The sequence below is a fragment of the Marinomonas sp. MED121 genome (genome assembly GCF_000153025.1).
In the GTDB taxonomy this organism is placed as follows: domain Bacteria; phylum Pseudomonadota; class Gammaproteobacteria; order Pseudomonadales; family Marinomonadaceae; genus Marinomonas.
This window is the reverse complement of the sequence record NZ_CH672436.1, coordinates 1-11,117: the sequence shown is the minus strand read 5'-3', so window position 1 is coordinate 11,117 and position 11,117 is coordinate 1. Positions and strand designations below refer to the sequence as shown.

Here is an 11,117-nt window from a genome sequence, read left to right as displayed (position 1 = left end):
TTTTGTATGAAAAACACCATAAAAACAATAAAGCTTTCACTTTTTTTACATTTAAACAAATAAAAAGCGGCGTTCAACCTAGTGCTAAAGTGATGATATGATTCTTCACAAGTCTTTGTTTATTCATCCAACTCATACCTGTATTACGAGCAAATACAGCAATCGGATTTTGTGTTTCATACAAGCGTTTAAAAAACTCCATGCTAGCTGACATCCGTATATTGTCTGACATACGGTTTCTTTGATATCGCCTTAACACGCGTTCATTAGATAAGGATTCGCCTCGCTCTTTTGCCTTAATTAAAACATCAACTAAAGCACCAGCATCCGCAAAGCCTAAGTTCGCTCCCTGACCAGCAAGTGGGTGTATGGTATGAGCCGCATCACCCACTAAAGCCAACCCAGTCTGCACATAATGCAAAGCATGTCTTTGCCTTAACGGAATAGACAGTCGCTTCGTCAACACATCCAGCACTTCAAACTCATTTGAAATCGCATAATTTAGGCGCTTACAAAAAAGATCGTTATCAAGCTCTAACAGGTCTTTGGCATCTTCTGGCGGGACGGACCAAACAATGGATGCAAAGTGTCGTCCTTCAAAACTTGGCATAGGCAAGATAGCTAAAATGCCTTCTTCACCAAAACTTTGCCAAGCCGTATTTTCATGACTTCTACTTAACTCAATTGTGGCCACAATCGCATTATGTTGATAATCCCATTCTTTGGTCTCTATTTGAGCTTGAGCACGGATAAATGAATTTGCCCCATCGGCAGCAATCAATAAATCAGCATGCAAAGTTTGCCCATTATCTAAGGTAACCTGCATGCCATGCTCTTGCTTTTGATAATGACTAACCGAACAAGCGAAGAAGCTATCAACTTGTTTGGGATAAGTTTCAAGCTGAGCTAACAAGGCTTGATTTAACACCTGATTTTCCACTAAATGTCCAAGCTCATCCAAATGTACATCATCACAGCTAAAACCGATTTCCCCCCTTCCTAGCCCATCCCAAACCTGCATATTATGATAGGGCGTTAATCGTTCTGATGGGATACGTTGCCAAGCTCCGGCTCTATCCATTAAAGCTTTTGAATGACGAGACACTGCACTCACCCGAGCATCATAAAAAGGCAATGTGGATAAATCACATTGACCATTCCCCTTATCCACTAAAGCCACATGAAATCCTTGTTGAGCAAGCAGGTTAGCCGTTAACGCACCCACCATACCCGCACCCACTAAGATAACATCATAGGATTTTTTCATTTGTGCACCTTATTTAAATCAAGAGTGGTTGACAGAATTGAGTCTTGTGGTGGGCTTATGAACATCCAACCCCATCGCCGCTCGAGCAAAGCTCCCTTTAGCAATTGGGCAGTGATCTAACACCATATTGGCAAGGTTTCTAGCTAAGCGTATTGGTGTAGCCTGGTAAGAGAAAGCAGACACCAAGCCATGACTTGCCGCTTGAATGCGCTTCGCATCTTGCTCTTGGGTTTGTGCAAATGACGCTAGGTTTGACAAAGCACCAATATCTAACCCTTTTGCCGTATTTGCTAATACATTATGGGCGAGCAATGCAGCCCCTCTTAAAGCTAAATTAAAACCCTGACCAGCAACAGGGTGAAGCGTGTGGGCAGCATTACCTAAAACAGCGAGACGAGAACGTACTAGCTCATTAGATCGTTGAATTTTAAGCGGATAATAGGCTCTTTCTCCGACACCTTTAAAACGCCCTAAACGATGGCCGAACTCAGCTTGTAATTCAGTTAAAAAATCATGATCAGAAAGTGCCATTCGCTCATCGAGTGATGATGTTGAGGTGGTCCAAACGAGCGCAGATCTTGCCTTTCCTTGAAAGCTAAGTAAAGGCAGCATGGCAATGGGGCCTTCTTGAGCAAACCTTTCATAAGCCCAGCCCTGATGATTTTTCTGCAATTCGATATTGGCAATTAAAGCCACTTGTTGATAATGCTTTGCCTGACTCGTTAATCCTAACACTTGTGCCAGATCAGAGCGCCCACCATCACACATGACAACCAACCTAGCATGACACTCTTGTGTCTTTTGTTGATTAAGCTCTAGAATCTGGGCTTGATAACTTTCAGCAAAGACTTGTAGTGAGGTTACCTTAGCAGGTGATAACAATTGAATATTGGTAAATCGCTTTAATTGTGCATAAAGCTGTGTGCCTAGCCCTTTGTTATCCACAACATAGCCCATAGCATCGACATCATATTCGCTAGCATGAAGACGAGACATGCCAAACTGGCCTTTTTCAGAAGTATGAATATGCTGAATAGGTGCAACAAGATTTGATAAGTGAGACCAAAGCCCCATATCTGCAAACAAGTTGGCACTGGATTTACTCAGTACCGTTGACCTGTCATCAAAACTTGGCTGAGATTCTGATGCCGCCTCTATCGACTCCACCATACAAATTTTTAACTCTTGATTATGGCTCGCCAAAGCTAAAGCAAAAGACGCCCCAACTAAACCACCACCAACAATTAAAACATCTGTTGTTATCACGCCATTCTCCTATCCCCAATAAACAAATACGAAAGACCTAACTTAACGCTAGCCTTTGGCCATTAAAGCTTCTATCTCATCTACCCCTCGTGCAAGACCATGGGTCAAAATAACTGGACCTTCGTCACTGACTAACACATCATCTTCAATACGAATGCCAATGCCTCGCCATTTTTCATCTACTTTCATATTGTCTTTCGATACATATAAACCAGGCTCTACTGTCACTACCATACCTGGCTTAAGTGGACGAGATTCAGCGTCTATTTTATAGGCGCCAACATCATGAACATCCATGCCTATCCAGTGTCCTGTGTTATGCATATAGAAATCTCGATAAGACTTATCTTCTATCACACTTTCAAGCTCACCTTCTAGCAAGCCAAGCTCAATTAAACCTTGGCTTAATACACGCACAGCGACATCATGAAAGTCCGTATATTTAGCCCCAACAACCACAGTGTCTATGGCTTCTTTTTGCGCTTTTAATACTAGATTATATAGCGCTGCTTGTGGCTCAGAGAACTTACCATTGGCAGGAAAAGTACGGGTAATATCAGAGGCATAAAACCCTAACTCACAACCTGCATCGATTAAAATTAAATCACCATCTTTAATCTCGGCATTGTTTTCGATGTAATGCAAAGTGCAGGCATTACTCCCTGTTGCGACAATATTATTATAAGCAGGGGTTCTTGAGCCTGATTTCATAAAGCAATAATTTAATTCTGCTTCAAGCTCATACTCTTTCATACCTGGTGTAACAGTTTGCATAGCTTGCTGGTGGGCTTTGACACTGATTTGCGCCGCTTTTTCCATTAAGGCGACTTCTTCAGCGTCCTTGATCAAACGCATCTCACCTAGAAGACCTGCTAACTGATTAAACTGAGCAGGGGCTTGCGCACCTTGCCTTACTTTCTTAGCCAAGCTTTGTTGCCAGTTTACTATTTGCTGCTGTAAAACATCATCAGAGAAATCAAACCAAACTGACTGACTACCATCTAATAAGCCAATGATTTGCTCATCCATATCGTCCAGCGCAAAAGCCTGATCAAAAGCAAAATTTTCAATGGCACCTTCAACCCCGTGTCGAAAACCATCCCACTGCTCTTTTTCAGGGTCTTTAGGTAAATTAAACAAAATGGATTGAGTTTTGTTAATCAGCACATAAGCGCCTGGCTCAGCATAGCCTGTTAAATAGAAGAAATGGCTATTGGGACGAAACTCAAAATCACAGTCACTGTTACGTGTACATAACTCACCCGCACGTAAGATAGCAACAAATCCTTCCGGTAAGTTTGACTGTAAAGATTGACGACGAGCTTGATAATTGGCAATCGGCAAATCCATTTTCACCTCTCAAATTAGATGGGATAAAGAAACAACAAAGAGCAGTTTTTATCTACCGCTCTAGACCTAGACTAGTCAGATCTTAATGTATCTTGGTTTGATTATTCTTACTTTCTGGCTGAACTTCATGGTGCTCAGAATAAAGCATCATGGCAGAGAGTCTGGCATACTCAATTAGCTCAGTTAAATCTTTTTCATTATCGTTATTGTCTTCCAACGCTTGCATTTCACCCTTAGCCGCGGATAAATTAGCAAAATCACGCAGTACTTGCGTTGTATCATCTGAAAGATTCTGTTTTTGACCAGACAAACCATAGCCAGCTAAAAAGCCATGAGCCCATTCGGCTAATGTGGTACCTCGATCAGATAAACTGGCATCTTCATCAGCTATGACAGGGTCTAACGCATAATCACCGTTTGCAAACAGCGTTTGAGTCGCGGTATACAACTCGACAATGGCATCACGGCTTGCTTCTTCTTTCCAGCTTTCTATGTCACAAAACTCAACGACCATACTAATCCAGTCTTCAAGCAACAAGGTCACACCTGAGGCTAGGTAACCACATAGTTGACCATGTAATTCAGCAGGAGAAGCCCCGATAGACTCAGTTACAAATACATCCGCAATAAGATCAAAATCCAACGCGTCTTTCAGCATTTCAGTCGACATGAATACTCTCTTTACTTAAATTAATTCAATCGGTAAACGATAAGCTTACTTACAAGTAAGCCGCACTTTTGGTGCGGCTTAGCTTTATTTCTAACACTATTATCTATATGGCGTCATTTTGACAAAATACAATTGTTTAACACCATCAGAAAGAGAAACTCGCCTATAAGCTCTCTTTCTGTTGCTTGCTAATTATTTAGCTGCTTAAGACCTGACTCTAATGTTTGAAGAATCAAGGTATTAATTGTCATAGGACCCACGCCGCCAGGAACAGGAGTATAAGCGGCAACCTTATCAACTAAAGGCCCTAATTCAATATCACCGACACCACCTGGGTGATAACCTGCATCAACAACAACCGCACCGTCTTTAATCCAATCGGCTTTTATTAATTCAGGTTTGCCAACAGCACCAACAATCACATCAGCTTGCTTTACATAACTTGGCAAGTCTTGAGTGCGAGAATGGCAAATGGTCACGGTGGCATTGGCATTTAGCATCATCATAGCCATAGGTTTACCCAAAATAGGGCTACGACCAACGACAACAACATGTTTGCCAGATAATTCAATATCATAATGCTCTAGTAAACGCATAATACCAGCAGGGGTTGCCGAACCATAAGCAGGCTCCTGCATTGCCATACGACCAAAGCCTAGGCAGGTAACGCCGTCCACATCTTTGTGGGCTGCAATTTCATCAAAGCACAGACGCTCATTAATTTGAGGTGGGACAGGATGCTGTAACAAGATACCGTGTACATCAGAGTTTTCATTTAACTCTTTAATGGTCGCAAGAAGTTGATTCGTCGTTGTCTCTTCAGGTAACTCAATTGCCATTGAGTCCATTCCGACTCTGCGACAGGCGTTACCTTTCATTTTAACGTAAGTTGCAGACGCTGGATCGCCCCCAACAAGAATGGTTGCCAAAATAGGGGTTCCACCAGTACGTTTTTTAAGCTCAGTAACCTGGGCTTTAAGACGGGTTTCGGTTTCTTCAGCACATAATTTGCCATCAAGAACCAATGCAGTCATGAATTAACTCCAACAGTAAGTAAATCGTGATTTAGGGTAAGGCATTGTACCTTAGAATCACCCTAAATAGGCAGCTTACTGCATAATCAAACAGATATTCCTTTAGAACACTGACTTAATTCAAAACCCCCTGATTGTTAGACGGCTTCGATATAATCTACCAATAATTGAATATTTCGCTGACCTCTAAATTCATTAATATCCAACTTAAAGACCACCCTAGCCTGCTCAGCATTATTCGGCCATTGTTCAAGGTCAATAAAGAAAGCAATTGCATCAATCAACAAGCCCTCGTTTGGCTCTCGCAGCAAAAGCTTTAAATGCTTTTGTCCAACTATACGCTGCTGAATCAGCTCGAACACACCATCAAACACTGGCTCTGGGAACATTTGCCCCCAAGGACCACATTGTCGAATTAACTCAGCAAAACTTAAACTAAAGTCTTCCGCTCTTAAAGAACCATCCGTTAATAAACAGTCTTCCAAATCACTGGCACTGACTAATTCTGTCACCACCTCATCAAACGCTTTTACAAATTCTGGGTAATGGGCTTCTTTAATACTCATACCCGCCGCCATGGCATGTCCACCAAACTTGCTCAATAAATGTGGATATCGTTTAGCCAGCAAATCTAAAGCATCTCGTATATGTAAACCCGGAATCGAACGAGCTGAGCCCTTTATTTCCTCATCATCCACCTTGGCAAACGCAATAACAGGACGATAGCATTTATCCTTCATACGCGAAGCGAGAATTCCTATCACACCTTGGTGCCAAGTATCATCATAAAAACACATACCATTTGGCAAGTCTTGCTCATCTGCCACAATTTTTTCTAACGCAAATTCAGCCTGCTGCTTCATTTCAGACTCGATATCTTTACGCTCTCGATTAAGCTGATCAAGCTCTTGTGCCAGACGTTTTGCTTGCTGAGCATTACTGGTTAACAAACAGGCTATCCCTAAGGACATATCATCTAAACGCCCAGCTGCATTCAACCTAGGCCCAACTGCAAAACCTAAATCCGAGGCTTTAATTTGACTCACATCTCGATTTGCCACTTCCAGCAAGGCCAAGATACCCGGACGAGCAAAACCCGCCTGAATACGCTGCAAGCCTTGTTTAACTAAAATACGGTTATTGGCATCTAAAGGCACTACATCTGCCACCGTCCCTAAAGCAACCAAATCTAGATAATCTGCCATACGAGGCTCAGGGATATGCTGCAGCTCAAACCAACGGCGTGCCTTAAGCTCAGCGCGAAGACCACTCATCACATAAAAGATGACACCCACACCCGCCATCGCCTTACTATTAAAGCCACAACCATGCTGATTTGGATTAACAATGGCATCCGCTTGCGGCACATCATCACCGGGTAAATGATGATCCGTCACGACGACCTTGATGCCATACGATTTTGCAGCCTGCACTCCTTCTATACTGGAAATACCATTATCTACCGTGACCAGCACAGCAGGTTTTGACTCTTTCGCGACTTCAACAATTTCTGGTGTCAGACCATAACCATATTCAAACCGATTAGGCACTAAAAACTCTGGATCAATGGCCCCCATAGCCTGCATGGCTAAAATACCCAAACTCGTACTGGTTGCCCCATCAGCATCAAAGTCACCCACGATGAGGATTTTTTCACCGGCTTCAATAGCATCCGCCAAAATAGTCACTGCTGGCGTTAATCCCAGCAGCTCATTTGGTCTTAATAAGCTAGCCAATCGATACTCTAATTCAGCCTCACTCGCAATATTTCGAGACTGCAATATCCGCTGCATAGTCAAAGGCAAAGCAGGGGAAAAACTCACCTGATTATCCAGCACAGGCCTTGAGGATATTTTCTTGCTCATCTCGCTCTCCATTGATAAAAGGTTAGAATCAAAATCGTGGCTTAAGGGATTACTCACTAATATGTTTAGGCAGGATACAACCTAGAAAGCAAAACAGGCACTGCCGTTTCTACTTTCAAAATACGCTCACCAAGATGAACACTTTTAAAACCGGCTTCATGCCATTTACTCACTTCAAACTCATTCCAACCACCCTCTGGGCCAATCGCTAGAATACTTTCTTGAGTAAGGTTAATTGGACAATCATCAGCTTGATAAGGGTGCGCGAGTAAAGCTAACTTACCCGCCATCTCCCTTGGTAGCAGATCTTCAACATAAGGTCGAAAGCGAGTCATCATTTGCAACTCAGGTAATTGAGTATCTCGCGCCTGCTCCAAGCCCTCTAATAAGATACGCTCTAAGTTATCCGCTTTTAAAACAGGGGATTGCCAATAACTTTTTTCCACCTTGGCAGAATTAAGCAAGATGATTTTTTTCACCCCCATCGCACTGATATTAAGCAAAGTACGTTTCAGCATATTAGGACGAGGAAGCGCTAACACTAAGGTAAGAGGTAAAGGCTTTGGGGCTTGCTGCGTTAATTGAATAATCTCAATCTCAGTGATGCCATCACTGTTCACCCCTAAATATGTTGCCTCTCCCATGGGACCATTAATAATACCCACCCTCAATTTGTCACCCACTTCAGCTTTAATCACCTTTTTAAGATGCTCGGATTGGCGTGAATCAAGCGCAAAATGTGTTTCATCAATTGCCTGTTCAGGATCTAACAAAATGATATTCATAACTGAGTAAGGGTCTTTAAAAGAGATTTAAAAAAGTAGTCTTTCTTCATTCTAACAGGCATTAAAAAAGGCCTTACTCGAATGGAGTAAGGCCTTTATAAAACATCAAATTAAATGTTTTTAGTCACAAAAGCTTGCACATCTTCGAGGCTATTTTCTAGCACTTCATACGCTTCTTTACGCTCGAACAGGTCAGCCATATGATCAGGCAGTTTAGGTGATTCACAACCCGCCTTTTCAACCGCTTCTGGGAACTTAACAGGATGTGCTGTTGCCAGGGTAATCATAGGCACAGACTTATCTTTCCAGCAATGACGCGCTGCATCTAAACCAATCGCAGTATGTGGATCAAGTAAATATTGAGTATCATCAAACACTTGCTTGATTACCTCACAAGTACGCCCATCATCCACTTTATAGCTGTCAAAATTTGCCTTCACATAAGACCAAGCTTCATCACTCAACGACACATCACCTTGATTAAAGCGTGCCATCAAATCTTTAATAGACTCACCTTTGCGGCCATGTGCATCAAACAACAAACGTTCGAAGTTACTGGAAACCATGATATCCATACTTGGCGACAAGGTCACATTTAAGGACTGACGGCTCATGTCATTTTCAGCAATGACACGGTGCAGAATATCATTTTGGTTAGTGGCTACTACCAACTGGTCAATCGGCAAACCCATTTGCTTGGCCAAATAACCCGCAAAAATATCACCAAAGTTACCGGTTGGCACAGAGAAAGACACTTTACGGTGTGGTCCGCCAACAGATAGTGCAGACGAGAAGTAATAAACAATCTGAGCCATAATGCGCGCCCAGTTGATTGAGTTTACCGCACCAAGCTTACCGCCATTCAAGAAAGACTGATCCGCAAAACTGTTTTTCACCATGCCCTGACAGTCATCAAAATTACCCTTCACGGCAATATTGAAAACATTATCATCAATAACACTGGTCATTTGACGACGCTGAACTTCAGAAACACGCTGATAAGGGTGTAAGATAAAGATCTTAAGGTGATCAGAATGACGGCAGCCTTCAATCGCAGCAGACCCAGTATCACCAGAGGTAGCCCCTAGGATAACCAACTCTTCTTTACGTTGAGTCAACACATAGTCCATTAAACGACCCAGCAGTTGTAATGCAAAGTCTTTAAAGGCCAATGTTGGTCCTCTAAATAATTCCAGTACCCATTCGTTATTACCTGTCTGCACCATAGGTGCAACGGCTTTATGATCAAAGCTTGCATAAGCTTCATTGATCATACGACGAAACTCTTGATCTGGAATTTCACCTGCAACAAAAGGAGACATAACTTTAAATGCAAGCTCTTGATAACTAAGCTCTGCCCAAGAAGCGATTTCTTCTTGGCTAAATTTTGGCAGCTCTTCTGGTACATACAAACCGCCATCATTAGCCAAACCTGCTAATAAAACATCACCAAATGAAAGGGCTGGTGCATCTCCACGAGTGGATATGTATTTCATAATTTTTTCTCTATAAAACTAAACTGACAATTCACTTGGTAATTTAAACTAAGCTCTCAACACGAATACGCTGAACTTTGCCAGCCACATCAGGCAAGGCTTCGATTGCAGCAATCGCCGCATTCATATTGGACTCTTTAACCACATGGGTCATCACCACAAGAGAAACAAGCCCAATCTCATCGCGCTCACGCTGAATAACAGATTCAATACTGATGCCATTTGCTGATAGAAGCTGAGTAATGTTCGCTAACACACCCGCTCTGTCTTGGATCGTCATATTTAAGAAGTAACCACATTCTACTTCTGAAATTGGCAATACTTTTAGATCAGATAGCGCATTCGGCTGAAAAGCCAAATGGGGTACACGGTTATCAGGATCAGCCGTTAGAGTGCGCGCCACATCAATCACATCAGCAACGACAGAAGAACCTGTCGGTAATGCACCGGCACCTGCACCGTAAGTCAAAGTAGGACCCACAGCATCACCTTGCACCATAACCGCATTCATAACGCCATTTACATTAGCTAATAACTGCTTTTTAGAGATCAGAGTAGGATGCACTCTTAGTTCAATCCCTTTTTGCGTGCGACGAGCAATACCTAGATGCTTAATGTAATAACCTAGTTCGCTCGCAAAGCTCACATCTTGTGCGGTAATCTGACTAATACCTTCGGTATAAGTGCGTTCAAATTGCAGTGGGATACCAAAAGCAATCGAAGCAAGAATAGTCAGTTTATGCGCAGCATCGATACCTTCAACATCAAATGTTGGGTCTGCTTCGGCATAACCGAGTGCTTGCGCTTCGGCTAACACATCATCAAAAGCACGGCCTTTTTCACTCATTTCAGTCATGATGAAGTTACCAGTACCATTGATGATACCTGCTAACCAGTCAATACGATTGGCAGACAAACCTTCACGTACAGTTTTGATGATTGGCATACCGCCAGCAACCGCAGCCTCAAAGGCAACCATTACGCCTTTAGCTTGCGCTTTTTCAAAAATTTCATTGCCATATTCTGCAATCAAGGCCTTGTTAGCCGTAACCACATGTTTGCCGTTTTCAATAGCGGTCAAAACCAAGTCTTTTGCGATTGTGGTGCCACCAATCAATTCAATTACGATATCAATCTCAGGATTGTTGGCCACGTCAAAAATATCACGGGTAATATTAACACCAGAAGTATCTGCGGCAGGATTATCACGACGAGCACCCACTTGCTCAATCTCAATACTGCGGCCTACACGTCGTGTAATTTCTTCGGCGTTGTTACGAAGGATGTTAAAACTTCCGGAACCCACAGTTCCCAACCCACAAATTCCGACTTTTACCGGTTTCAAAATAATACCCCACAGAGCTAACGTTATTTAGATGCGTTC

Annotated in this window: 9 protein-coding genes; all 9 read right to left on the bottom strand. The window is 42.6% G+C overall.

Going from position 1 to position 11,117, the window contains the following annotated elements; genetic code table 11:
- Positions 1-73: 73 nt before the first annotated feature.
- Positions 74-1,267: a UbiH/UbiF/VisC/COQ6 family ubiquinone biosynthesis hydroxylase gene (locus tag MED121_RS22840; RefSeq protein WP_009836260.1), complete on the bottom strand. Its 1,194-nt coding sequence runs from the start codon at positions 1,265-1,267 to the stop codon at positions 74-76.
- An 18-nt stretch (positions 1,268-1,285) separates the two neighbouring features.
- Complete coding sequence (ubiH, locus tag MED121_RS22835; RefSeq protein ID WP_009836259.1) at positions 1,286-2,533, bottom strand: 2-octaprenyl-6-methoxyphenyl hydroxylase; 1,248 nt, start codon at positions 2,531-2,533, stop codon at positions 1,286-1,288.
- Positions 2,534-2,581: 48 nt separating this feature from the next.
- Positions 2,582-3,883, bottom strand: a complete 1,302-nt coding sequence (locus MED121_RS22830; protein ID WP_009836258.1) for an aminopeptidase P N-terminal domain-containing protein — start codon at positions 3,881-3,883, stop codon at positions 2,582-2,584.
- Positions 3,884-3,965: 82 nt separating this feature from the next.
- Positions 3,966-4,553 carry a UPF0149 family protein gene (locus MED121_RS22825; protein ID WP_009836257.1) on the bottom strand — a complete coding sequence of 196 codons (588 nt, stop codon included), beginning with the start codon at positions 4,551-4,553 and terminating at the stop codon, positions 3,966-3,968.
- 188 nt (positions 4,554-4,741) lie between these two features.
- Entirely contained in the window at positions 4,742-5,587 is an 846-nt protein-coding gene (gene folD, locus MED121_RS22820; protein WP_009836256.1) for a bifunctional methylenetetrahydrofolate dehydrogenase/methenyltetrahydrofolate cyclohydrolase FolD, read from the bottom strand.
- A gap of 137 nt (positions 5,588-5,724) precedes the next feature.
- On the bottom strand, positions 5,725-7,452 hold the full coding sequence (gene recJ / locus MED121_RS22815) for a single-stranded-DNA-specific exonuclease RecJ (RefSeq protein ID WP_050764649.1): 1,728 nt from the start codon (positions 7,450-7,452) through the stop codon (positions 5,725-5,727).
- Positions 7,453-7,517: 65 nt separating this feature from the next.
- A complete protein-coding gene (locus MED121_RS22810; protein ID WP_009836254.1) occupies positions 7,518-8,237 on the bottom strand; it encodes a 16S rRNA (uracil(1498)-N(3))-methyltransferase in 720 nt (239 codons plus the stop codon).
- Between the two features lie 110 nt (positions 8,238-8,347).
- Positions 8,348-9,733, bottom strand: coding sequence for a threonine synthase (gene thrC / locus MED121_RS22805; protein WP_009836253.1), 1,386 nt, complete (start codon positions 9,731-9,733; stop codon positions 8,348-8,350).
- Between the two features lie 43 nt (positions 9,734-9,776).
- Positions 9,777-11,078, bottom strand: coding sequence for a homoserine dehydrogenase (locus tag MED121_RS22800; RefSeq protein ID WP_083789444.1), 1,302 nt, complete (start codon positions 11,076-11,078; stop codon positions 9,777-9,779).
- Positions 11,079-11,117 lie beyond the last annotated feature (39 nt).

Excerpts from the sequence above, each read along its gene's own strand:
- MED121_RS22830 (WP_009836258.1), bottom strand. The coding sequence starts at position 3,883 with ATGGATTTGCCGATTGCCAATTATCAAGCTCGTCGTCAATCTTTACAG.
- MED121_RS22840 (WP_009836260.1), bottom strand. The coding sequence starts at position 1,267 with ATGAAAAAATCCTATGATGTTATCTTAGTGGGTGCGGGTATGGTGGGT.
- MED121_RS22825 (WP_009836257.1), bottom strand. The coding sequence starts at position 4,553 with ATGTCGACTGAAATGCTGAAAGACGCGTTGGATTTTGATCTTATTGCG.
- MED121_RS22810 (WP_009836254.1), bottom strand. The coding sequence starts at position 8,237 with ATGAATATCATTTTGTTAGATCCTGAACAGGCAATTGATGAAACACAT.
- folD (WP_009836256.1), bottom strand. The coding sequence starts at position 5,587 with ATGACTGCATTGGTTCTTGATGGCAAATTATGTGCTGAAGAAACCGAA.
- thrC (WP_009836253.1), bottom strand. The coding sequence starts at position 9,733 with ATGAAATACATATCCACTCGTGGAGATGCACCAGCCCTTTCATTTGGT.
- recJ (WP_050764649.1), bottom strand. The coding sequence starts at position 7,452 with ATGAGCAAGAAAATATCCTCAAGGCCTGTGCTGGATAATCAGGTGAGT.